This window comes from Actinoplanes sp. NPDC020271, assembly GCF_044388125.1.
Classification (GTDB): domain Bacteria; phylum Actinomycetota; class Actinomycetes; order Mycobacteriales; family Micromonosporaceae; genus Actinoplanes.
Genome location: NZ_JBIRWQ010000026.1, coordinates 51,054 through 73,400, shown reverse-complemented (window position 1 = coordinate 73,400; position 22,347 = coordinate 51,054). Strand labels below are relative to the sequence as shown.

The 22,347-nt window shown below is 70.1% G+C and carries 21 protein-coding genes and 1 pseudogene; 9 read left to right on the top strand and 13 right to left on the bottom strand.

The annotated features are described in order from the left end of the window. Positions 1–10: 10 nt before the first annotated feature. The 7 genes from ACH442_RS38395 to rfbA form a co-directional block, all read right to left on the bottom strand. Positions 11–481: a PadR family transcriptional regulator gene (locus ACH442_RS38395; RefSeq protein ID WP_396343027.1), complete on the bottom strand. Its 471-nt coding sequence runs from the start codon at positions 479–481 to the stop codon at positions 11–13. A 168-nt stretch (positions 482–649) separates the two neighbouring features. Then, positions 650–1,567: a glycosyltransferase gene (locus tag ACH442_RS38390; RefSeq protein WP_396343026.1), complete on the bottom strand. Its 918-nt coding sequence runs from the start codon at positions 1,565–1,567 to the stop codon at positions 650–652. Continuing rightward, positions 1,564–2,634: a GNAT family N-acetyltransferase gene (locus tag ACH442_RS38385; RefSeq protein WP_396343025.1), complete on the bottom strand. Its 1,071-nt coding sequence runs from the start codon at positions 2,632–2,634 to the stop codon at positions 1,564–1,566. Before ACH442_RS38385 ends, ACH442_RS38390 begins: the two co-directional genes overlap by 4 nt. After that, entirely contained in the window at positions 2,631–3,977 is a 1,347-nt protein-coding gene (locus ACH442_RS38380; RefSeq protein ID WP_396343024.1) for a UDP-glucose dehydrogenase family protein, read from the bottom strand. The genes ACH442_RS38385 and ACH442_RS38380 overlap by 4 nt, the downstream gene beginning before the upstream one ends. Next, entirely contained in the window at positions 3,977–5,473 is a 1,497-nt protein-coding gene (locus tag ACH442_RS38375; protein ID WP_396343023.1) for a sugar transferase, read from the bottom strand. Before ACH442_RS38375 ends, ACH442_RS38380 begins: the two co-directional genes overlap by 1 nt. 270 nt (positions 5,474–5,743) lie before the next feature. Next, positions 5,744–6,373 (bottom strand): dTDP-4-dehydrorhamnose 3,5-epimerase family protein, encoded by a 630-nt coding sequence (locus ACH442_RS38370; protein WP_396343022.1) that lies wholly within the window; start codon positions 6,371–6,373, stop codon positions 5,744–5,746. Beyond that, positions 6,370–7,254, bottom strand: a complete 885-nt coding sequence (gene rfbA, locus ACH442_RS38365; protein ID WP_396343021.1) for a glucose-1-phosphate thymidylyltransferase RfbA — start codon at positions 7,252–7,254, stop codon at positions 6,370–6,372. Before rfbA ends, ACH442_RS38370 begins: the two co-directional genes overlap by 4 nt. Before the next feature lie 45 nt (positions 7,255–7,299). Between rfbA and rfbB the strand changes: the two genes are divergently transcribed. After that, positions 7,300–8,277, top strand: a complete 978-nt coding sequence (rfbB, locus tag ACH442_RS38360; protein WP_396343020.1) for a dTDP-glucose 4,6-dehydratase — start codon at positions 7,300–7,302, stop codon at positions 8,275–8,277. Continuing rightward, entirely contained in the window at positions 8,277–9,092 is an 816-nt protein-coding gene (gene rfbD, locus ACH442_RS38355) for a dTDP-4-dehydrorhamnose reductase (protein ID WP_396343019.1), read from the top strand. Before rfbB ends, rfbD begins: the two co-directional genes overlap by 1 nt. A 308-nt stretch (positions 9,093–9,400) precedes the next feature. On the opposite strand, the gene ACH442_RS38350 is transcribed toward rfbD, so the two are convergent. The 3 genes from ACH442_RS38350 to ACH442_RS38340 all read right to left on the bottom strand — a co-directional run bounded on the left by ACH442_RS38350 (position 9,401) and on the right by ACH442_RS38340 (position 11,474). Next, on the bottom strand, positions 9,401–9,874 hold the full coding sequence (locus ACH442_RS38350) for a hypothetical protein (protein WP_396343018.1): 474 nt from the start codon (positions 9,872–9,874) through the stop codon (positions 9,401–9,403). After that, positions 9,871–10,611, bottom strand: coding sequence for an SDR family oxidoreductase (locus ACH442_RS38345; RefSeq protein WP_396343017.1), 741 nt, complete (start codon positions 10,609–10,611; stop codon positions 9,871–9,873). The genes ACH442_RS38350 and ACH442_RS38345 overlap by 4 nt, the downstream gene beginning before the upstream one ends. Before the next feature lie 290 nt (positions 10,612–10,901). Next, positions 10,902–11,474: a GNAT family N-acetyltransferase gene (locus ACH442_RS38340; protein ID WP_396343016.1), complete on the bottom strand. Its 573-nt coding sequence runs from the start codon at positions 11,472–11,474 to the stop codon at positions 10,902–10,904. Positions 11,475–11,655: 181 nt separating this feature from the next. Between ACH442_RS38340 and ACH442_RS38335 the strand changes: the two genes are divergently transcribed. The 7 genes from ACH442_RS38335 to ACH442_RS38305 all read left to right on the top strand — a co-directional run bounded on the left by ACH442_RS38335 (position 11,656) and on the right by ACH442_RS38305 (position 19,421). Next, positions 11,656–12,234 carry a carboxymuconolactone decarboxylase family protein gene (locus ACH442_RS38335; RefSeq protein ID WP_396343015.1) on the top strand — a complete coding sequence of 193 codons (579 nt, stop codon included), beginning with the start codon at positions 11,656–11,658 and terminating at the stop codon, positions 12,232–12,234. Between the two features lie 207 nt (positions 12,235–12,441). Then, a complete protein-coding gene (locus ACH442_RS38330) occupies positions 12,442–13,608 on the top strand; it encodes an ROK family protein (protein WP_396343014.1) in 1,167 nt (388 codons plus the stop codon). Between the two features lie 73 nt (positions 13,609–13,681). After that, positions 13,682–15,193, top strand: coding sequence for a sugar ABC transporter ATP-binding protein (locus ACH442_RS38325; protein WP_396343013.1), 1,512 nt, complete (start codon positions 13,682–13,684; stop codon positions 15,191–15,193). Next, a complete protein-coding gene (locus ACH442_RS38320) occupies positions 15,190–16,206 on the top strand; it encodes an ABC transporter permease (protein ID WP_396343012.1) in 1,017 nt (338 codons plus the stop codon). The genes ACH442_RS38325 and ACH442_RS38320 overlap by 4 nt, the downstream gene beginning before the upstream one ends. Continuing rightward, positions 16,187–17,230: a substrate-binding domain-containing protein gene (locus tag ACH442_RS38315; RefSeq protein WP_396343011.1), complete on the top strand. Its 1,044-nt coding sequence runs from the start codon at positions 16,187–16,189 to the stop codon at positions 17,228–17,230. The genes ACH442_RS38320 and ACH442_RS38315 overlap by 20 nt, the downstream gene beginning before the upstream one ends. Before the next feature lie 8 nt (positions 17,231–17,238). Next, entirely contained in the window at positions 17,239–18,414 is a 1,176-nt protein-coding gene (locus ACH442_RS38310; RefSeq protein WP_396343010.1) for a Gfo/Idh/MocA family protein, read from the top strand. Further along, positions 18,411–19,421 (top strand): sugar phosphate isomerase/epimerase family protein, encoded by a 1,011-nt coding sequence (locus tag ACH442_RS38305; protein WP_396343009.1) that lies wholly within the window; start codon positions 18,411–18,413, stop codon positions 19,419–19,421. The genes ACH442_RS38310 and ACH442_RS38305 overlap by 4 nt, the downstream gene beginning before the upstream one ends. Positions 19,422–19,506: 85 nt before the next feature. Here the strand turns inward: ACH442_RS38305 and ACH442_RS38300 are convergent. The 3 genes and pseudogenes from ACH442_RS38300 to chvE form a co-directional block, all read right to left on the bottom strand. After that, a pseudogene (locus ACH442_RS38300) lies at positions 19,507–19,668 on the bottom strand (nucleotidyltransferase domain-containing protein); the annotation flags it as partial. A gap of 25 nt (positions 19,669–19,693) precedes the next feature. Then, on the bottom strand, positions 19,694–21,265 hold the full coding sequence (locus ACH442_RS38295; protein WP_396343008.1) for a methyl-accepting chemotaxis protein: 1,572 nt from the start codon (positions 21,263–21,265) through the stop codon (positions 19,694–19,696). 4 nt (positions 21,266–21,269) lie between these two features. Beyond that, complete coding sequence (chvE, locus tag ACH442_RS38290) at positions 21,270–22,337, bottom strand: multiple monosaccharide ABC transporter substrate-binding protein (RefSeq protein ID WP_396343007.1); 1,068 nt, start codon at positions 22,335–22,337, stop codon at positions 21,270–21,272. Positions 22,338–22,347: the final 10 nt, after the last annotated feature.

Sequence of the window (22,347 nt, the reverse complement as noted above, 5' to 3'; positions counted from 1 at the left end):
GCGGCGACGATCAGGGCGGGGAGGAAGGCGGCGATGGCCAGGCCGAGGATCGGGTTGACGTAGTCGAAGCCCAGGTCGGGCCAGGGACGAGCTTGGCGTGGAGGCCGACGAAGACGCCTTCCGGCCAGGGGCGGCCGACCTGCTCGTTGAGCGGCAGCGCACCCAGCGTCAGCGGGAGCGCGCACAACCACGCCGGCAGCACGGCGATGAACGTGGCCCCGCTGTCGCCCTCGGTGCGGCGGCTGATCCACCCGGTGAGCAGCCACCCGACGGTCAGGCCGGCCAGCGCCCCGGCCACCGTCATCGCCCAGAGCCACCACGGCGCGGACCGGGCGAGCGTGGCGTAGAGCGTGCCCGGTTGCAGCCGCACCCGTCCGCCGGAGAGCCGGTCGGCCTCGCGGATCAGACCGTAGCCGTGGTGCGGCCCGGAGGCCAGGACGGTCAGCGCCCAGAACGTGGGCTCCCGCATGGATGAGGTCACGACACGCAAGGTGAAGATGATCTGACCATGCCGCGACAGCGAGGCCCGTCGATGACCGCGCAGCCGCCACGAGCAGCGGGTGACGCGAGCCGGGCAGCCGCCACGAGCAGCGGGTGACGCGAGCCGGGCAGCCGCCACGAGCAGCGGGTGACGCGAGCCGGGCAGCCGCTACGACCAGCGGGTGACGCTGGCCGGCCCCGGGGTCTCGCGCAGGCGGGACGGGGTCAGCAGGTCCCGGGTGGCGGCCCGGCTCGGTTTCTTGCCGAGGACGGCCCGGCTGGACTCGCGCAGGAGCACCGCGGCCCAGAACGCCGACGCGCGCAGGGCGCCGTGGCGGCGACGGTGCAGCCGGACCTTGTTCAGGGTCAGCAGCGCCCACAGGCCCGGGGACACCCGGGAGTCACCTTCCAGGTGGACCGCTCGCGCCTCCGGGACGTAACGGGTGCGCAGCCCGGCGTCCCGCGCGCGGAGGGCAAAATCGGTCTCCTCGGAGTAGAGGAAGTAGCCCTCGTCCCACGGTCCGATCCGGGCGAAGCACTCGGCGCTGATCAGCTGGGTGGAGCCTTCCGCCCAGTCGGTGAACGTCTCCGCCTCGTACGCGGACGGGGTCGTGATGATCTCGCCGAGCAGGCGGGAGCGGCCGGCGCGGCGTGCCCCGAGGAGAGCGTCGCCCAGCATTCGCAGGGTGCTCGGCTCGCGGCGCTGGGTGTGGATGAGGTGGCCGTCGCCGTCGACCAGGTTCGGGACGGCGATGCCGGTGCCGGGCTCCCGCAGGGCTTGCAGCAGGCGCGGCACGCAGCCGGGGGTGAGGCGTACGTCCGGGTTGAGGACGAGGATCGCGTCGTGGGCCGGGGACGCGGCGACCGCGGCGTTGATGCCGGCCGCGTAGCCCGCGTTGCGGCCCATCTCGACGACGGTCGCCTCCGGTGCCAGCGAGCGGATCAGCTCGACGCTGTTGTCCTTCGAATCGTTGTCGGCGACCGTGAGGTGCCATTTCATGCCGTCGAGGCCGGTGCGCAGCCCGGCGATCAGGTCGGGAATCAGCCGTTCGCTGTTGTAGGAGACGACCGCCACCAGAATCGTCATCGCGACGCGATCCTCGCCTTCAGTCCGCGGAGCACTTTCCCGGTGCGGCCGCTCTTCAGTTTCTCCCCCAGCGCGCCCTGTTTGAGCGAGCGGGTCACCGCGCTCTGCGTGCGGCGGGCGGTGGTGACCGTCCAGGAACGGCCGACTCGGCCGGCCGCGACCGGGGTCTCGTCGTTCATCAGCCGGGTCTTGTAGAGCGCCTCGGATTTCCCGAGGTCGATCTGGCGGATGCCGTCGGCGGCACCGGCCTCGGCCATCCGCAGGCAGAGCAGAATGCCGGCCGAGTATTTCGACAGGTCCTGGTCGTAGGCGGGGAACCAGTAGGCGAGCACGGACGGGCTGCGCAGGCCCAGGTGCGCGGCGACCGGGCGGTCACCGGCGTAGACGGTGGAGACGACCGCGCGGCAGTCGTCCGAGGCCGACGACTGCAGTTCTTCCAGCACGCCGGCGATCCAGGGGGTGGCGAAACGGTCGTACTGCTGGGTGCGCAGGTATTGCGCGGATTTCCATTCCCGCAGGGCGGCGAGCGCTTCCGGGGAACGGTCGTCCCAGACGAATCTCTCGTCGCCCACCTCGCGGGCCATCTTCCGCTGTTTCCGCAATGTCTGCTTCACCACGTCACCCGCGACATTGCGATTTTCGACGTACGCCGTATAGCCGTTCTCGATGTTCATCAGCGGCGACGGCGAAATCGTCGTGTGGTGTTCCACGAATTGTCCGGCCATCAGGTGGTCGTATTCGAGAACCGGCAGCCGGCACGCTTTCAACAGCTCTTTCGCGTCGCACTCCGAGCCGCGCCGGAGAACGAGCCCCTGACAGTCGCTGATCCCGAATCCGATCGGCACCCCGATGACGCGGTTACGCACCTCGAACGGGAAGAATCCGGCGATGCCGTCGGACTCCTCCAGTACCGCCACGCGGGCGGCCGGGCGCTGCCGGGCGACCGCGAGGGTGAACTCCGGTGCCAGGAACGGGTTCTGCAGCGTGGGTTCGTCCTTGCGGAACTGCCGCCACGCGGTCAGCTCGCCCGGGCCGAGCTCGTCGGGCCGGACCACGGTGATCCTCACTGGGTGATTCCCGGCACGGAGGGGCGGCCGAGGGCGCGGTAGTCCCAGCCCGCGGCGGCCCAGTGGGCGGGGACGAGCGCGTGCCGGCCGTCGACGATCCGGGTGCGGCGCACCACCGCGGCCATCGCCGACGGGGAGATCTCGCGGAACTCGTTCCACTCGGTGAGCAGGACGACCACGTCCGCGTCCCGGGCCGCGTCGAGCGCGTTGGTGGCGTAGCCCAGCTCGGGGTGCACGCGCTTGGCGTTGTCGAGCGCGGCCGGATCGAAAACGGTCACGACCGCTCCCATCCGGTGCAGCGTGGCGGCCACGTCGAGGGCCGGCGCGTCCCGGATGTCGTCGGAGTTCGGCTTGAACGCGGCGCCGAGCGCGGCGACCCGCTTGCCGGCGACGTCCCCGCCGCAGAGTTCGACGACCAGGTCGACGGTACGGGCGCGGCGCCGCCGGTTGATGCCGTCGATCTCGCGCAGGAAGCCGACCGCCTGTCCGACGCCCAGCTCCTCGGCCCGGTGCGCGAACGCACGGATGTCCTTGGGCAGGCACCCGCCGCCGAAGCCGAGCCCGGGGCGCAGGAACTTCCCACCGATCCGCTCGTCGTAGGCGAGCGCCTCGGCCAGGTCGTGCACGTCGGCGCCGGTCGCCTCACAGACCTCGGCCATCGCGTTGATGTAGGAGATCTTGGTGGCCAGGAACGAGTTCGCGGCGACCTTCACCAGTTCGGCCGTCTGCAGGTCGGTGACCTTCACCGGGACGTCCTGGGCCAGCACCGGCTGGAACGCGGCGCGCAGCTGCTCCTCGGCCCACGCCGAGGTGACGCCGAAGACCAGGCGGTCGGGTTTCATCGTGTCGTCGACGGCGAAACCCTCGCGCAGGAACTCCGGGTTCCATGCCAGTTCGACCTGGTCACCGGCGGGTGCGGTGGTGCGCAGCAGCTCGGCCAGGCGCGCGGCGGTGCCGACCGGGACGGTGGACTTGCCGACCACCAGCGTGCGCCGGGACAGGTGCGGAGCGAGGCTCGTGACGGCCGCGTCGACGTACCGCAGATCAGCGGCCTCGGAATCAGCCCGCTGGGGCGTACCGACGCAGAGGAAATGGACGTCGCCGAAGGCGGCGGCCTCGCCGAAGTCGGTCCCGAAGCGCAGCCGGCCGGACTCCAGGGCCTTGGTCAGCAGCTCGGGCAGGCCGGGTTCGAAGAACGGGACCTCGCCCGCGGCCAGCTTCGCGATCTTGCTCGTGTCGACGTCGACACCGAGCACCTCGAAGCCCATGACCGCCATGCAGATCGCATGGGTGGCGCCGAGATAGCCGGTGCCGATCACGGTGAGGCGGGGACGTGCGGTCATCAATAAGCTCCCGAGCTGCGCACGACGGCGCTGACGGTACGGAACAGAATGGCCAGGTCCATGGCGAGCGACCAGTTCTCCACGTAGCTGAGGTCGAGCCGGATCGACTCCTCCCAGGACAGGTCGGAGCGGCCGGAGACCTGCCACAGACCGGTGAGGCCGGGCTTGACGACGAGCCGGCGCAGCATGTCCGACGGGTACCCGGCGACCTCGCGAGGCAGCGGCGGGCGCGGGCCGACCAGGGACATGTCGCCCTTGACGACGTTGAGCAGCTGCGGCAGCTCGTCGACGGAGAAGCGGCGCAGGAAGTGGCCGATCGGCGTGATCCGCGGATCGTCCTTGATCTTGAACAGCTCGCCGTCGTGCTCGTTCCTCGCCTGCAGCTCGGCGAGCCGCGCCTCGGCGTCGACCACCATCGTGCGGAACTTGTAGAGCATGAACGTGCGGCCGTCCTTGCCGACCCGCTCCTGCTTGAAGACCGCCGGGCCGCGGCCGCCCTTGCCCCACATCACCAGGCCGGCGACGGCGAGCAGGATCGGCGACAGCAGGAAGAGCAGCAGGATCGCGCCGACCCGGTCGAAGGTGGCCTTGAAGAACCGGGCGCTGCCCTTGAGCTTCGGGTGCTCGACGTGCAGCATCGGCAGGCCGTCGACCGGGCGGATCGTGGTGCGGTCGCCGGCGACGTCGACCAGGGTGCTGGCCACGATCAGGTCGATGTCGTCGCGTTCCAGCTGCCAGGCGAGCCGGCGCAGAGCCGGGCCGTCGATCTCCGGGCACGCCAGCACGATCACGGTGTCCGCGTCGGCCCTGGTCACGGCCGAGTCGACCTTGTCGAACGTGCCGTAGACCGGCGGCATGCCGGCGGCGAACGTCTGCGGGGTCGGGGTGGCCGGCAGCACGGCGCCGATCACGCCGAGCCCGTGGTAACGCTCGCGGCGCAACCGGCGGGTCATGTCGGAGACCGCCTGCTCGTGGCCGACCAGCAGGACCCGGTGCAGCCGGTTGCCGCGGCCCCACGAGCGGTGCAGGCGCTGCCGGAAGAGGTAGCGGGCACCCAGGTCGACGACGATGGCCAGCGGCAGCGCGATGCTGACGTAGCCACGGGCCAGGCGCAGGTCGAAGGCGAACGAGACGATGGCCAGCGCGGCGGTGAGCGCCACGCCGGAACGGAACACCCGGGCGTACTCGTCGGTGCCGACGAAGAGGTGGCGCGGCTCGTAGGCGCGGTTCGCCGACAGGCAGATCACCCAGGCGATCGGCAGCAGCGCGGTCAGGAGGATGTAGCCTCTCAGGTTCGGCTCGTCGCCGGCCGGGCCGAAGCGCAGGACCAGGGCCCAGCACGCGGCGCCGAGCCCGACGACGAGGTCGATCAGATAGAGCATCCGGGCATACCGGCTCTGCCAGCCCGCCCGGGTCTCGCCGGCTCGTTTACCCCGCCGGATGCCGAGCGCTCGTTCGCTCAGATCGACGGTGGCCAGCGACTCGATTGTCTGCACGCCTCTGCCCCCATTGGCTGCGGTCAATCCATTGCCAAAGAAATAGTAGAATCCGGACAAGCCGGATACGCCAGGCGCCGAAACGCTCGCTTAGCTTAGAGTGGTCAGTCGATCACGTGTAGGCAACCCACCGGACACATGAGACAGACTTCCGAACCGTGCCCCGTCCGCGCTACACCTTTCCGGCCGCCGGGATTGGCGGTTCGGACGAGGCTCAAAGGCGACCGTCCAGTTCGGAGCCCACCGCCGTACTATGGTGATCTATGCAGGTCAATCGCTCGCGACGAATGATTGACTGTCGTCATCTCGACGCATTGTCTCCACATGGTCACGACACGTGTCGTACCGCGGCAACAGCCCGGCCGCAAGAGCCTCGGACAGCGTCGGCGCGCCGGCGTCCTTGGGCGACAGCAGCGGTGCCCCGGCCGGCCAGGTGATCCCCAGCTCCGGGTCGAGCGGGTGCACGCCGTGCTCGTGACCCGGGCGGTACGTCGCCGAGCAGAGATACGTCACGACGGCGCCCTCGGTCAGCGAGCAGAACGCGTGCCCGAGCCCTTCACTGAGGTAAACGGCGCGCCGGTCGGTGTCGTCCAGCCGCACCGACTCCCACTGGCCGAACGTGGGCGAGCCCACCCGGATGTCCACGACCACGTCCAGGACCGCGCCCGAGACACACGTCACGTACTTGGCCTGGCCGGGCGGGACGTCGGCGAAGTGGACACCGCGCACCACGCCCGCGGCCGACGTGGAGAGGTTCGCCTGGGCCAGGTCGAGCGGGTGCCCGACGACGGCGGCCAGATGGTCGAAGCGGTACCACTCGAGGAAGGTGCCACGGTCGTCGCCGAACTGCGCGGGGGTGATCTCCCACGCGCCCGCGATGCTCAATGGGCGGATCTTCACAGCGCTCCCCCGTACGGGCCGGTCTCCAGCAGACGCTCCAGGTAGACGCCGTAGCCGCTCTTCAGCAGCGGACGGGCCAGCGCACGCAGCTCGGCGTCGGAGATGAAGCCGAGCCGCCACGCGGCCTCCTCGACACAGCCGATCTTGAGACCCTGGCGTTCCTCGATCACGCGTACGTACTCCGAGGCCTGCACCATCGACTGGAAGGTGCCGGTGTCCAGCCACACCGTCCCGCGGTCGAGCACGGTCACGTCGAGCCGGCCGCGCCGCCGGTACTCCTCGTTCACTCCCGTGATCTCCAGCTCGCCTCGTGCGCTGGGCTCCAACGCGTCGGCGATCTGCACCACGTCGGCATCGTAGAAGTAGAGGCCCGGGACGACGTACGTCGACTTGGGCTTCTCCGGTTTCTCCTCGATGGACAGCACCTTGCCGGACTCGTCGAACTCGACGACGCCGTACCGCTCGGGGTCGGCGACCGGGTAGGCGAAGACGCGGCCGCCGACCGGCTCGGCGAAGTGCGACAGCTGCCGGCCGAGGCCGACGCCGTGGAAGATGTTGTCGCCGAGGATCAACGCGACCGGCTCGTCACCGATGAAATCGCGACCGATCCGGAACGCCTGGGCGATCCCGTCCGGTTTCGGTTGTTCGGCATAAGAAAGGACCAGTCCGAATCGGCTGCCGTCACCGAGCAACCGTTCGAAATGGGGTTGATCCTCGGGCGTGGTGATGACCAGGATCTCCCGAATTCCGGCGGAGACCAGCGTGGTCAACGGGTAGTACACCATCGGTTTGTCAAAAATTGGCATCAGCTGTTTCGACATGGCCATCGTGATCGGCCACAGCCGGGAGCCGGTGCCACCGGCAAGGAGGATTCCGCGCACCGACGAAGACTAAACACAGTGGAGGCGGTAGTACACTCGCCCGCTGTGCAGATTCTTGTGACCGGGGGCGCCGGTTTCATCGGTTCGGCCTATGTCCGGGCGGTACTAAAGGATGAATTCGCCGGGATGACCGGCGCGTCGGTGACCGTCCTGGACCTGTTGTCCTATTCCGGCAACCGGGCGAATCTGCCGGTGACGGATTCCCGACTCAACTTCGTGCAGGGCGACATCGGCGACGCCGCGCTGCTGCGTGAGCTGCTGCCCGGCCACGACGCGATCGTCCACTTCGCCGCCGAGTCCCACGTGGACCGGTCGATCAACAGCGCGGTTCCGTTCGTGACGACCAACGTGCTCGGCACGCAGGTGCTCCTCGACGCCGCGCGGGCCGCCGGGATCGGCCGCTTCCTGCACGTCTCGACCGACGAGGTGTACGGGTCGATCGACGAGGGATCGTGGACGGAGACGTGGCCACTGGCGCCGAACTCGCCGTACGCGGCCTCGAAAGCCTCTTCTGATCTTCTGGCCCTCGCGGCGCACCGGACGCACGGCATGGACGTCGTCGTCACCCGCTGCTCCAACAACTACGGCACGCACCAGTTCCCGGAAAAGGTCATCCCGCTCTTCGTGACCAATCTGCTCGACGGCAAGAAGGTTCCGCTCTACGGCGACGGCGGCAACATCCGCGACTGGCTGCACGTCACCGACCACGTCCGCGGCATCCAGTTCGCCCTCGAGAAGGGACGCGCCGGCGAGGTCTACAACATCGGCGGCGGCACCGAGCTGACCAACCGGGCGCTGACCGGCCTGCTCCTGGAGGCGTGCGGCGCGAGCTGGGACATGGTCACCCCGGTCCAGGACCGCAAGGGGCACGACCGGCGCTACTCGCTCGACATCTCCAAAATCAACACCGAATTGGGGTACGAGCCGCAGATCACGCTCTCCCAAGGACTGGCCGACACGGTGGCCTGGTACCGGGAGAACCGTGCCTGGTGGGAGCCGCTCAAGGCCCGGGCCGGCCTCTGATGCGCTGGCTCATCACCGGCGCGGGCGGAATGCTCGGCCGTGACCTGCAAACCGTCCTCGACGGTCAGGACGTGCTCGCGGCGACCCGGGCCGACCTGGATATCCGGGACTTCGAGGCCGTCCGGGACGCGGTCGAGGGCGTGGACGTCGTGATCAACGCGGCCGCGTGGACCGACGTGGACGGCGCCGAGACGTCCGAGGACGCCGCCACCGCGATCAACGGTGCTTCCTGCCTCGCGCGCGCGGCCGGCAGACGTCTCATCCACATCTCCACCGACTACGTCTTCGACGGGACCGCGACCACGCCGATCCCCGAGGACACGCCGCGGGCGCCGCTCAACGCGTACGGGCGGAGCAAGGCGGTGGGCGAGGAAGCGGTGCTGGCGGCGGGTGGCTTCGTGGTCAGAACCGCTTGGCTGTACGGCGAACACGGGCCGAACTTCGTCCGCACCATGCTCCGGCTCGCGGCCCAACGCGACACGCTCGACGTCGTCGACGACCAGGAAGGGCCGCCGACCTGGTCCGCAGCGCTCGCCCAGCAGCTGGTGGCGCTGGCCCGGTCCTCCGCCGCGCCCGGCATCTACCACGGCACCGCCGCGGGGTCGACGACGTGGTGCGGGCTGGCTCGGGCGGTGTTCGAGGAGGCGGGTCTGGACCCTTCCCGCGTACGGGCGACGACCAGTGACCGCTTCGTGCGCCCGGCCCGGCGGCCACCCTACAGCGTGCTCGGTCACGGTCGCTGGGCCGGAACCGGGGTGGCGCCGCTGACGGACTGGCGCGCGATGCTGACCGAGGCCATGCCGGCTCTGTTGTAGCCGGCTCCGTTGCGGCCGGCTCCGTTGTAGCCGGCTCCGTTGCGGCCGGCTCCGTTGTAGCCGGCTCCGTTGCGGCCGGCTCCGTTGTGGCCGGCTCCGTTGCGGCCGGCTCCCTCGGAGCCGGCTCTGTCGTAAATCTGGCTCGCGTCGGTCGTGGGCGGATTTTGTCGTACCCGCGCCCGAGAATGTGGGCATGGGTAACGACGCGCTCACTCTCCTCGCATCCGTGCTCCTGGCCGTCCTGGCCACCAGGCTGTTCGCGCTGCTGGTGGCCGCGTTCGTGGGCGGTCCCGAGCGGCCGCCCACGGTCAGGTGCCGTGGCCTTCCGGTGCGCCGGCGCGCCCGGGCAGCAGCAGCGTCACCGCGAGCAACAACGGCAGGGACAGGGCCACCGAGCTCGCGACCTGGTGGAAGGGCGGGAAGGCGTCCAGGTGGACGGCGTGCCACAGGAAGTGCTCCGCGCTGAAGACCAGCCACGCGCCGCCCGCGGTCGCCCGCAGGGCCGGCCGGCGCAACGCCGCGACCGAGAGCACCAGCAAGGCGAGGTAAAGGCCGCCCACGTCCCGGACGAGATGCTCGTCGTAAGGGCCGAGCGCCGACACCCAGTGGGCGCCCGGCCAGGGAAAGTCCCGGTAGAACGAGAGGGGGAAGGCTCCGGCCCAGACACCGACGAGCGCAGCGTTCAGCGCCAGCACCGTCGCCGCGATCCCTTTCCCGGCGTCCCACGGCGTCGTTGCCGTGCCCACACTTCTGGCCGGGGCCGGGTTGTGCGCTGTCGTCATCCGAGCTCGGCCAGCCACTGGTCGAACGTCTGGGTGCCGCGCAGGCCCGGCCCCTCCGGCAGGGCGCCGCCGGACCGCATCGCCTTACCCGCCGCACCCGGCAGCGGGAAACTCAGCACCCACTTGCGCGGGCCGCGCCGCCGCGAGACCTTCCGGACCAGATCCGCCATCTGCAGCGCCTCCGGGCCGGCGATCTCCGGCGCCATGCCACGCGGCTCACCCTCGGCGAGCCGGACCAGCTCCACGGCCACCTCACGGGCGGCCACCGGCTGACTCAGCATCACCGGAACCGCCGCGACCGGCCCGCCGAAGCGCGTCAGCATCTGCAGCGCGAACTCGTGGAACTGCGTCGCCCGCAACACGGTCACCGGAACCGGCCCGTCCAGCGCCACCCGCTCCTGCTCCAGCTTCGCCTGGTAGTAACCCCACGGCACCCGATCGATCCCGACAATCGACACCAGCACGTGGTGCTTCACCCCGGCCCGCAGCTCCGCCGCCTGCAGGTTCCGCGTGACCGTCCCGAAGAACCGGGTCGCCTTCGCCGCGTTCAACGTCCCGATGTTCGACACGTCGACCACCACGTCGGCGCCGCGCAACGCCTCGTCCAGCCCCTTGCCCGTGACCAGGTCCACGCCCCGCGCCCGGGACATCACCACCACGTCGTGGCCTGCGTCGCTCGCCGCCGCGACCACCCGTTCGCCGAGCCATCCGGTGCCGCCCGCTACCGCGATCCGCATCTCCGTCACCCTTCCTCGCGTCACTGTCACCGCAAGGACTGACCACCCCGGAGGGATGTGACACCGTGTGGCCCACCCCACACCGCACCAACCCGAACACCCCCGCTGACCAGCCACGCAGCACCGGCTGCGGCCCCCGCGGTCCTACCCGAGCCCGAACACCCCATGAGCCGGCCGCGCCGTGCTGCGCAGGCTGGGCGCCAGCGGTCCTACCAGCGCCCGAAACACCCCTGAGGACCCGCCGCGAGGCTCCCGGCCCCGCCGCGCGTCGCCTCCCCTGGGCGCCCGTTTCAGCTCCTGTCCCGGTACGCGCCCGGCCACGGCCCCGGCGCCTGCTCGGGCAGCTCCACGGTCTCCGTCTCGGTGCGGTAGATCCGCAGGCCACGGGCCTGGTAGTTGGCGAGCGCGGCCGGCCCGTCGAGGGTGCAGGTGTGCAGCCAGACGCGGCCGACGGCGGGCAGCCCGGGCCAGCGCTCGCCGAGCGACCAGGCCCGCTCCAGCCCGGTGGTGAGCAGCCAGCCGCCGATCCGCCGGCCGGTGAACTGCGGGAGCAGCCCGAAGTACACGATCTCGACCGCGCCGGGCCGGGTGCCGTCCAGCTCGACGTAGCCGGCCGGGGTCCCGCGCACGTAGCCCACCCACGTCTCCACGCCCGGCCGGTCCAGGTATTCCTGCCACTGCTGCCGGCTCCAGGCGAGGCGGTCGGTCCAGAACCAGTCGCCGCCGACCGAGGCGTAGAGGAAACGGTTCAGCTCCGGCGACGGCACCTCGGCGCGCTTGATCTCCACCGGCACGGCGGGCGCCGCCCCACCTCCGGCCTGCGCCGGCTCGGTCTGCTCCAGATACCAGGTAGTGATCTCCACCCCGCCATGATCACTATTCCCGGCGGTCCGCGCCGCGACAGGCTTCACATCGAACCCCACCCCTTTCCCGTACGTCGTGAGCCGCCCCACCCGCATCCCGACGCTCACGCGACCTCGATTCCGTCACCGGCCGGTCGCGCGCCGGCCGACACGTGATTACCGGCACCGATATCTTGGCCCGATGGCGTACATCGATCTCGGCGTCGACGAGCAGGCCTTGCCCGGCATCCAGGGACTTCTCACGTACCGGCCGGAGACGGCCACCCCGCTGATGGCCCTCGCGGAAACCCTCCTGCGCGGTCCGAGCTCCCTCACCCGCGGCGAACGTGAGCTGATCGCCGCCCACGTCTCCGCGCTCAACGAGTGCGACTTCTGCCGCGACTCCCACGCCGCGGCCGCCGCCGCACAACTCCCGGACGGCATGACCCTGGTCGAGCAGGTTCGCGCGGATCCGTCGTCCGCCCCTGTTTCTGCGAGGCTGCGGGCTCTCCTGCACATCGCCGAGGCGGTCCGCCGAGACGGCCGAGCGGTCACCGAGCCGTTGATCGCCGAAGCCCGATCCGCCGGCGCCACCGACCTCGAGATCCACGACACAGTCCTGATCGCCGCGGCCTTCGCCATGTTCAACCGTTACGTGGACGGCTTGGGAACCCGCACCCCGGACGATCCACAGGCCTACGAGTTGGGCGCGCAGCGCATCACCGCTGTCGGGTACACCGCCGGTCGAGCCCCCGACGCCGCCACCGACCGCCCCGGCTGACCCGGCATGGTGACCGGGCAAGCCGCGTGCGGAAGGTGGCCGGCCGCGGCGGTGCGGGGAGGCCGGGACCTCGGCACCGCTGTCGACGGCAGGCACCGCGTCGACTTTTGCATGGAGCGACAAAAGTTCGGTCCATTGAGAACGAAGGTGTGGACCTCGCCGACGGAAGAGTCCTAACGTGACGGCCAACACAGCACGGATCGTGAGGTGGCTGTCGTGGTACCGATTCTGCGTGCGCTCCGGGACGACGGTCCGGTGTCCCGGGCCGAGCTCGGCGACCGCCTGGGGCTGACCCGCCCCCGGCTGACCAGCGAGATAGAACGCCTGATCAAGGCCGGATTCATCACCGAGGCGGGGATGGCCGCGTCGCGGGGCGGCCGGCGGTCGACGCTGGTGGAGATCCACCCGCGGCTGCGGTTCGCGGCGGTGGACCTGGGGGCCGGTTCGATCGACGTCGAGGTGGTCAACGGCCGGTTGGAGACCCTGGCGGCGTACCGGGAGCCGGCCGACGTCCGCAAGGGACCGAAACCGATCCTGCACCGCGTCGGCGAACTGCTCGCCAAGGCCCGCGCCGAGGGCCTCTACGACCGCCTGGACGGGGTGGGGATCGGCGTCCCGGGCCCGGTCAGTTTCCGTGACGGCGTGCCGGTGTCGCCGCCGATAATGCCCGGCTGGGACCGCTATCCGGTGCGGGAACTGCTCGCCCGCGAGCACGGCTGCCCGGTCGTCGTCGACAACGACGTCAACATCATGGCGGTCGGGGAGCGTCACGGCGGGGTGGCCCGGTCGGTCGACGACTTCCTGTTCGTGAAGATCGGCACCGGGATCGGGTGCGGGATCCACCTGTCGGGCGGCGTCTACCGCGGGGTGGACGGGTGCGCCGGCGACATCGGGCACATCCAGGTCGACGCGAACGGGCCGACCTGTTCGTGCGGCAACACCGGCTGTCTGGAGGCCGTGTTCAGCGGTGCCGCGCTGGCCCGGGACGCGCTGGCCGCGGCCCGGTCGGGGGCGTCGCCCGCGCTCGCCGAGCGTCTGACCCGCAGCGATCAGCTCAGTGCCCGGGATGTCGCCGTGGGCGCGGCCGAGGGGGACGTGGTCTGCATCAAGCTGATCCGGGAGGGCGGGCGCCGGGTCGGTGGGGTGCTGGCGGCGCTGGTCAGCTTCGCCAATCCGTCGATGATCGTCATCGGGGGCGGGTTGGCGCAGTTGGGCCATGTACTGCTGGCCGAGATCCGCAGTGTGGTCTACCGCCGCTCCCTGCCGCTGGCCACCGGCAACCTGCCCGTGGTCCTGTCCGAACTGAGCGGCCGTGCGGGCGTGACCGGCGCGGCCGTGCTGGCCAGCGACGCCGCGTTCGAGCAGATCCCATGAGCGAGCTTGCGCGCCAATCACGGGGCTCGGTCGAGAACTCGTGCCGGCGCCCGAGCGCAGCGGAGGTGGCGGCATGAGCGAGATCCTCACGCTCACCGACGTGGTGAAGACGTTTCCGGGGGTTCGCGCGCTTGACGGCGTACACCTCAATGTTCTTGAAGGTGAAGTTCATTGCCTGCTGGGGCAGAACGGCGCCGGGAAGTCCACGCTGATCAAGGTCCTCGCCGGGGTTCACCATGCCGACGCGGGCGAGGTCCGGTGGCGGGGCGAGCCGTTCGCGCCGTCCAGTCCGCAGGCCGCGATGCGTGCCGGGATCGCCACCATCTACCAGGAGTTGGACCTGGTCGACGACCTGTCGGTGGCGGAGAACGCGTTCCTCGGGCACGAGCCGTCCCGGTTCGGGTTCACCCGGCGTCGCAGCGCCGCCGCACAGACCCGCGCGATCCTGACCAAACTCGGTCACCCGGAGATCTCGCCGCGCCGCCTGATCCGGGATCTCCCCGCTGCGGGGAAGCAGATCGTCAGCATGGCCCGCGCCCTCTCCCATGACGCCCGGCTGATCGTGATGGACGAGCCGAGCGCGGTGCTGGCCCACGACGAGGTGGCGAACCTGTTCCGGATCATCCGGGAGCTGACCGCGAACGGCATCGCGGTCGTCTACATCTCGCACCGGCTCGCCGAGATCCGCGAGATCGGTGACCGCGTCACGGTCCTCAAGGACGGCCGCACGACTGCCGCGGGTCTGCCCGCCACCACGCCGACCAGGGAACTCGTCGGCAGGATGACCGGACGATCCTTCGAGTACGTCTTCCCGCCGCGGCTGGCCGCCGAGGAAGAGACGTCACCGATCCTCACCACCGAGAACCTCACCCGGGCCGGAGAGTTCGCCGACGTCAACCTGACGGTCCGCCCCGGCGAGATCGTCGGCATCGCCGGCCTGGTCGGCTCCGGCCGCTCGGAACTCCTCGAAACGATCTTCGGGGCACGCCGGGCCGACCGCGGCACGGTGACCCTGAACGGTCACCGGATCACCGGCGTCGGCAGCGCGGTCCGGCACGGCATGGGCATGGCCCCCGAGGAGCGCAAGAGCCAGGCGCTGCTGCTCGACGAGCCGGTCTACAAGAACATGACCCTGGCCTCGTTCACCGGTTTCGCCCGGGCCGGGTTCACCGCCGACCGCGACGAGCGGGCCGCCGCCGGGCGCACCGCCGACCGGCTGGACCTGCGCCCGCGCGACGTGGACCGCCCGGCCCGCACCCTTTCCGGCGGCAACCAGCAGAAGGTCGTCGTCGGCCGGTGGCTGCTCAAGGAGAACACCCGGCTGCTGCTGCTCGACGAACCGACCCGGGGCGTCGACGTCGGCGCCCGGGCCGAGCTCTACCAGGTCATTCACGATCTCGCGGCGACCGGGGTGGGCGTGCTGCTGGTCTCCAGCGAGGTGCCGGAGGTGCTCGGGCTCGCCGACCGGGTGCTGGTGATGCGCGAGGGCCGGCTGATCCACGAGGCGCCGGCCGGCGAACTGGACGAGGACACCGTGCTCGACCTCGTGATGGCGGGGTCGCTGATGGAGGGCGAAGCCGCATGACCGCCGAAGCCGCACTCCCGCGCAAGACCGACAACGACGGGCTGCTGCGCAACCTCGGCCTGGCCGGGGTGCTGATCGCGCTGATCGTGATCGGCGTGGTGACCCGGCCCGAGCTCTACTCCGACCCGTCCTGGGTGAAGAACAACATCCTCACGATCCTGCAGCAGGCGTCGGCGATCGGCGTGGTCACGGTCGGCATGACGTTCGTGATCATCGGGGGTGGGATCGACCTGTCGGTGGGCGCGATCATCGCGCTGGCCGGGGTGTGGTCGACCACCCTGGCGACGCAGAGCTACGGCGCGGGCGGCATGGTCTTCACCGCGCTCGTCGTGGGAGTCGCCGTGGGGCTGGTCAATGGCGCGCTCATCGCGTACGGCAAATTGGTTCCTTTCATCGCGACGCTCGCCATGCTGGTCTCGGCCCGCGGTCTGGCCGCCCAGATCTCCGGCAAGCAGACGCAGGTCTCCGCGAACGACACGATCAACGGCATCGCCACCACGAAACTGATCGGGATCCCGTTGCTCGTCTGGATCCTGGCGCTGGTCGTCGCGGCGGGCTGGGTGCTGCTGAACCGGACGACGTTCGGCCGGCGCACGGTCGCGGTCGGCGGCAACCCGGAGGCGGCCCGGCTCGCCGGCATCAACGTCAAGCGGCACACGCTGCTGCTCTACGTGCTCTCCGGGCTGTGCTGCGGAATCGCCGCGATCATGCTGACCTCGCAGGCCACCAGCGCCCAGGCGGCGATGGCCAACCTCTACGAACTCGACGCGATCGCCGCGGCGATCATCGGCGGCACGCTGCTCTCCGGCGGCCGCGGCACCATCGTCGGCGCCCTCTTCGGGGTGCTGGTGTTCTCCACGATCACCAACCTGTTCGCCATCAACAACCTCGCCACCGAGGTCCAGAACATGGTCAAGGGCGGCATCATCGTGGCCGCCGTGCTCCTTCAGCAGTTCCGCTACCGCTCCCTCACCAACCTCCTCAGGAGGAGAAATGACACCGATAAGTCGTAGGCGCATCCTTCTCGGCAGCGCGGCAGCCGGCGCCGGCCTGGCGCTCACCGCCTGCACCAGCAACGACACCGGCGACAACACGCAGGTGAAGACCGACACCGTCGGGCAGAACCCGAACGCCGCCCCCGGTCAGAAAGTGATCATCGGATTCTCCGCGCCGGCCGCCGACCACGGCTGGATCGCGGCGATCACCAACAACGCGAAAGCGCAGGCCGCGGCGTACTCCGACGTGGAACTGCGCCCGGTCGAAGCCGGCGCCGACGCCGCCGCCCAGCGCGCCGCCCTCTCCACCCTGATCGCGCAGAAGCCGAATGTGATCGTCATGCTCCCGCACGACGGCAAGGAGCTGAACGCGACCGGGCTCGAGGCGATGAAGGCCGGCATCCCGGTGGTCAACCTGGACCGCGCGTTCCCGTCGGCGGCCGCGTACCGGCTGCAGATCAAGGGTGACAACTACGGCATGGGGCTGGCCGCCGGGCAGTACATCGGTGAGCAGCTCAAGGCCAAGGGCGTCAGCAACCCGATCATCGGCGAGATTCCCGGCATCGACTCCCTGGAACTCACCCAGGAGCGCACCAAGGGCTTCAACGACGCCCTCGCCACGTTCGGGTTCAAGGTCGCCAACCGGCGCCCGGCCGAGTTCACCGCCGACTCCGGGCAGGCCGCCGCGACCGCGCTGCTGCAGGCCCTGCCGAAGATGGACGCGCTCTGGAACCACGACGACGACCAGGGCATCGGCGTGCTCGCCGCGATCAAACAGGCCAACCGCAACGAGTTCTTCATGGTCGGCGGCGCCGGCTCGAAGGCCGCGATCGATCAGATCACCAAGGACGACACCGTGCTCAAGGCGACGGTCACCTACAGCCCGTCGATGGCGTCGTCGGCGATCAGCCTGGCCCGGCTGATCGGCCAGGGCCGGGGCATGTCCGACCTGGTCGAGCTGCAGGTGCCGAAGGAGATCACGCTCGCCTCGGAAACGATCACCAAGGACAACGCTTCGAAGTACGCGAAGCTCGGCTTCTAGGAGCACAGATGTCGGAACCGCTGCGCGTCGGCATGGTCGGCTACGCGTTCATGGGGGCCGCGCACTCGCAGGCGTGGCGCACGGTCAACCACGTCTACGACCTGCCGGCGCCGGTCACCATGCAGGTGCTCAGCGGCCGGTCCGCGACGGCGGTCGCCGCCGCGGCCGGCCGGCTCGGCTGGGCCGGGCACACCGACGACTGGCGCACGCTGCTGAAACGCGACGACGTCGACCTGATCGACATCTGCGCGCCGGGCGACGTGCACGCCGAGATCGCCATCGCCGCGCTCGCCGCCGGCAAACACGTGCTCTGCGAGAAACCCCTGGCCAATTCGGTGGCCGAGGCCCGCTCGATGGTCGCGGCCGCCGATGAGGCAAGACGATCGGGGGTACGGGCGATGTGCGGCTTCAACTACCGCCGCGTCCCCGCCGTCGCCCTCATGAAGCGGATGATCGCCGACGGAAGGGTCGGCACGATCCGGCACGTCCGGGCGTCCTACCTGCAGGACTGGATCGTGGATCCGGAGTTCCCGCTGGTCTGGCGACTGCGGAAGGAGGTCGCCGGTTCCGGGGCACTGGGTGACATCGGCGCGCACATCGTCGACCTGACCCAGTTCGTCACCGGCCTGTCGATCACCTCGGTGAGCGCCCTGACGTCGACCTTCGTGAAGAAGCGGCCGCTGCCCGCCGCGTCGTCGGGCCTGTCCGCGTCGGCCGGCTCGCCGGAGTTCGGTGACGTGACCGTGGACGACGCCGTGCTGTTCCTGGCCCGGCTCGGCGACGGCGTGGTCGCCACCTACGAGGCGACCCGCTTCGCCACCGGTCGCAAGAACGGCCTGCAAGTGGAGATCAACGGCTCGCAGGGGTCGCTGGTCTTCGACTTCGAGCGGATGAACGAGCTCTCCTTCTTCGACGGTACCCGGCCCGTCGACGAGCAGGGGTTCACCCGCATCCTCGTGACCGAGCCGACGCATCCGTACATGTCGGCGTGGTGGCCGCCGGGACACCTGATCGGTTACGAGCACACGTTCACCCATCAGGCGTACGACCTGGTCCGGGCAATCGCGGCCGGGGACGATCCGGCGCCGTCGTTCGCCGACGCGCTACAGGTCCAACTGGTTCTCGACGCCGTGGCCCGGTCCGCCGAGACGTCTTCGTGGATCTCTCTGGAAGGGGCCTCATGACTCGCCCGATCACTCTGTTCACCGGCCAGTGGGCCGATCTGCCGTTCGAGGAGGTGTGCCGTCTCGCGTCGGGCTGGGGCTACGACGGCCTGGAGATCGCCTGCTGGGGTGATCACCTGGACGTCGCGCTCGGTGCGACCGACGCCGGATACATCAGCTCACGTCGCGAGATCTTGGACAGGTACGGGCTGAAAGTTCATGCGATCTCCAACCATCTGACCGGGCAGGCGGTCTGCGACGACCCGATCGACCAGCGCCACCAGGACATCCTGCCGCCCGCGGTCTGGGGCGACGGCTCACCCGAAGGCGTCCGGCAGCGCGCGGCCTCGGCCATGACGGACACCGCCCGCACCGCCGCCGCGCTCGGCGTGGACACGGTCGTCGGCTTCACCGGCTCGTCCATCTGGAAATACGTCGCCATGTTCCCGCCGGTCACCACCGCCATGATCGACGCCGGTTACCAGGACTTCGCCGACCGGTGGAACCCGATCCTCGACGTGTTCGACTCCGTCGGCGTGCGCTTCGCGCACGAGGTCCACCCCTCCGAGATCGCGTACGACTACTGGACCACCCGCCGCACCCTGGAAGCCGTCGGCCATCGACCCGCGTTCGGCCTGAACTGGGACCCGTCCCACTTCGTCTGGCAGGACCTCGACCCGGCCGGCTTCATCCTCGAGTTCGCCGACCGCATCTACCACGTCGACTGCAAGGACGTGAAACTCGCCGTCGGCGACGGGCGCAACGGTCGCCTCGGGTCCCACCTCCCCTGGGCCGACCTGCGCCGCGGATGGGACTTCGTGTCGACCGGCCACGGCGACGTCCCGTGGGAACGCTGCTTCCGGGCGCTGAACGCGATCGGCTACACCGGCCCGATCTCCGTCGAATGGGAGGACGCCGGAATGGACCGTCTCGTCGGCGCCCCCTCCGCCCTGGAGTTCGTCCGCCGCAACCTCTTCGACCCGCCGTCCGCCGCCTTCGACGCCGCCTTCGCCACCCGCCCCGCGTAACCCCGGGTGGACCGTCGCCCCCGCGCCGGGCAGCCGGCGTGGGGCTCAGCGGAGCAGCGCGCCCAGGTGGCCGGGCTTCCAGCGCGACGTCGAGATCCCCGTGCTCCCGGGTCCGACCACCCAGCAGCGCGTCGACCCCCCAGCCCTCGTCGATCCACCATCGTGCACCCGCGCGGTCGGTCAGCCCCAGAACGGCGAGCACATCCGCCAGGTTGGTGCGGGCGCCGGACGGCGTGCTGCTCGGCATGAGAAAAAGTACGGCCCGCGGCCGGTCAGTAGCGGAAGTGGCTGACCAGCGTCTGGAGGTTGTTGGCCATCGTGCTCAGCTCGGTCACCGCCTGCTGCGACTGCGCGATACCTTCCGTGCTCACCTGAGTCGCCGTGGCCAGCCCGTTGATGTTGGCGGCGATGTCGCCCGCCCCCGACGCGGCCAGCGCCACGTTGTGGGTCATCTGCTCGGTGGTGGCGGTCTGCTCGGCCACCGCGGCCGCGATCGTCGCCTGGAACTCGTTGATGCTGGCGATGACCGAGGTGATCTCCCCGATGGCGCTGACCGCGCCGGCCGTGTCGGCCTGGATCGCCTGGACGCGGCGGGAGATGTCGTCGGTGGCGCGGGCGGTTTCCTGGGCGAGTTCCTTGACCTCGCCGGCGACGACCGCGAAGCCTTTGCCGAGTTCCCCGGCCCGGGCCGCTTCGATGGTGGCGTTCAGCGCGAGCAGGTTGGTCTGCTCGGCGATGCTGGTGATCACCTTGATGACCTCGGCGATCTCGGCCGACGACTCGCCGAGCTTGCCGACCTGGGCGGTGGTCGCGTCGGCGACCGAGACGGCCTGTGCGGCGACCCGGGCGGCTTCGGTGGCGTTGTGGGCGATGTCGCGGATGGAGACGCCCATCTGCTCGGTGCCCTGGGAGACGTTGGAGACGTTGTCGTTGACGCTGGACGCGGCGGCCGAGGCGGTCTGTGCCTGGGCGGCGGCCTGTTCGGCGGAGAGCGACATGGTGCTGGCGGTGGCGGTGAGCTGCTCGGCCGCGGCGGCGACGGCCTGCGCGGAGCCGGCCACCGAGGAGACGACGCGGCGGGTGTTGGCCTGCGCCTCGTCGAGCGCGCGGGCCATCTGGCCGACTTCGTCCTGTCCGCGGACGTCGGCGGCGACGGTCAGGTCACCGCCGGCCATCGCCTGCAGCGCGGCCCGGACCCGCTGCAACGGCCGGGTGATCGAGCGGACGATCAGGTTGGCCAGCACGATCACGGCGATCGCGGCGAGGGAGACGGCCAGCCACAGGACGTGTTCGGCGTTCGCCCGGCGGTGCTCGGCGTTCGCGTTGGCCTTGGCGACGGTGTCCAGGAACAGCGCCCGCTCGTTGGCGAGGACCGCGCTCATCAGGTAGTTGTCGACGCCGACCTGTTCCCAGGCGAGCCGGGCGCCGGCCTGGTCGGCGGCGGCCGAGGCGACGAACCGGGTCAGCGTGGCCGTGTAGTCGGCGGTCACCGCCTTGATCCGGCCGACCGCCGCGTCCAGGCCGCTGGGCAGGTCGATCGCCTCGAGCTTGGTCAGCAGTTCGTTGGCCGAGACGACCCGTTCCTTGAGCAGGTCACCCTGTTTGGCCGGGTCGCTGCGGACGATCGCCTGGATGCCGTTGGCGCGCATCTCGCTGGCCTCGCGGTCCAGTTGCAGGACGAGCGCGCTGGCCGAGTTGAGGTTCTCCAGGTCGCGGGCCGTGTTGTCGGCGGTGTTGCTGTTGAACACCGTGACGCCGAGGCAGAGGGCCAGCGCCACCAGGCTGGCGGCGACGAGGACGGTCAGTTTGGTGCGGACCGACAGGTCGAGAAAGCGCTGGATCATCGGATCATCCCGCCAGCTGGTCGGCGGTGTAGTACCCGCCGTCGACCAGCACCCGCTCGTAGTTGGTGCGGTCCACGTTCACCGGCTGCAGCAGGAACGTCGGGACCACCTTGACGCCGTTGTCGTACTGCTTCTCGTCGTTGACCTCGGGCACTCCGCCGAGTAGCAACGAGTTCGTCATCTGGACAGCCACTTTCGCCAGTTCGCGGGTGTCCTTGTAGACCGTCTCGGTCTGCGTGCCGTTGACGATCAGTTTCACCGACTCCAGTTCGGCGTCCTGTCCCGTGACCACGGGCAGTTTCTTGTAGCCGTTCTCCTGGAGCGCCTCGATGATGCCGCGACTCAAACCGTCGTACGGGGAAAGAATCGCATTGACGGTCTTGCCGCGCAGCGGCCCGGCCAGCAGGCGCTGCATCCGCTTCTTGGCGACCGCACCGTCCCATCGCTGGGTGGCGACCGTCTTGAAAGCGGTCTCGCCGGACACGACTTTCAGACGACCCGAGGTGAGGTACGGCGTCAAAATGCTCATGGCGCCGTTGAAGAAGAACGTGGCGTTGTTGTCGTCGGCGGAGCCCGCGAACAATTCGATGTTGTCGGTTCCACCGGTACTGCTCAGCTTCAACGCCTTGACGATGGAGTTCGCCTGCAGGACACCGACCTTGAAGTTGTCGAAGGTGGCGTAGTAGGTGATGTTCGGGGTGTCGCGGATCAGCCGGTCGTAGGAGATCACCGGGACCTTGGCGGTGGCGGCGCTGGCCAGCACGTCCTTGAGCGCGGTCCCGTCGATCGCGCCGACGACCAGCGCCTTCTCGCCGCCGGTGATCATCGCCTTGATCTGGCTGATCTGCTTGTCGACGTCGTCCTCGGCGTACTGCAGATCGGTCTTGTAGCCGAGCAGCTCGAACTGCTGCGCGATGCTCTTGCCGTCACCGACCCAGCGGGCCGACTTGGTGGTCGGCATCGCGATGCCGATGGTGCCTCGATCCGGCTGCTCGACGGTCGTCTCGTCCGTACTGCTGCTGCAGCCGGCGGCCGTGGCGAGCACCATCGACGCGGCGATGATCCAGCGCATGGCGCACCCC

Bases quoted from the DNA above. Each gene is read 5' to 3' on its own strand.
- rfbD (WP_396343019.1), top strand. From the start codon at position 8,277: ATGCGCTGGCTCATCACCGGCGCGGGCGGAATGCTCGGCCGTGACCTG.
- chvE (WP_396343007.1), bottom strand. From the start codon at position 22,337: ATGCGCTGGATCATCGCCGCGTCGATGGTGCTCGCCACGGCCGCCGGC.
- ACH442_RS38350 (WP_396343018.1), bottom strand. From the start codon at position 9,874: ATGACGACAGCGCACAACCCGGCCCCGGCCAGAAGTGTGGGCACGGCA.
- ACH442_RS38305 (WP_396343009.1), top strand. From the start codon at position 18,411: ATGACTCGCCCGATCACTCTGTTCACCGGCCAGTGGGCCGATCTGCCG.
- ACH442_RS38380 (WP_396343024.1), bottom strand. From the start codon at position 3,977: ATGACCGCACGTCCCCGCCTCACCGTGATCGGCACCGGCTATCTCGGC.
- ACH442_RS38310 (WP_396343010.1), top strand. From the start codon at position 17,239: ATGTCGGAACCGCTGCGCGTCGGCATGGTCGGCTACGCGTTCATGGGG.
- ACH442_RS38315 (WP_396343011.1), top strand. From the start codon at position 16,187: ATGACACCGATAAGTCGTAGGCGCATCCTTCTCGGCAGCGCGGCAGCC.
- ACH442_RS38325 (WP_396343013.1), top strand. From the start codon at position 13,682: ATGAGCGAGATCCTCACGCTCACCGACGTGGTGAAGACGTTTCCGGGG.
- ACH442_RS38390 (WP_396343026.1), bottom strand. From the start codon at position 1,567: ATGACGATTCTGGTGGCGGTCGTCTCCTACAACAGCGAACGGCTGATT.
- ACH442_RS38335 (WP_396343015.1), top strand. From the start codon at position 11,656: ATGGCGTACATCGATCTCGGCGTCGACGAGCAGGCCTTGCCCGGCATC.
- ACH442_RS38295 (WP_396343008.1), bottom strand. From the start codon at position 21,265: ATGATCCAGCGCTTTCTCGACCTGTCGGTCCGCACCAAACTGACCGTC.
- ACH442_RS38320 (WP_396343012.1), top strand. From the start codon at position 15,190: ATGACCGCCGAAGCCGCACTCCCGCGCAAGACCGACAACGACGGGCTG.
- ACH442_RS38345 (WP_396343017.1), bottom strand. From the start codon at position 10,611: ATGCGGATCGCGGTAGCGGGCGGCACCGGATGGCTCGGCGAACGGGTG.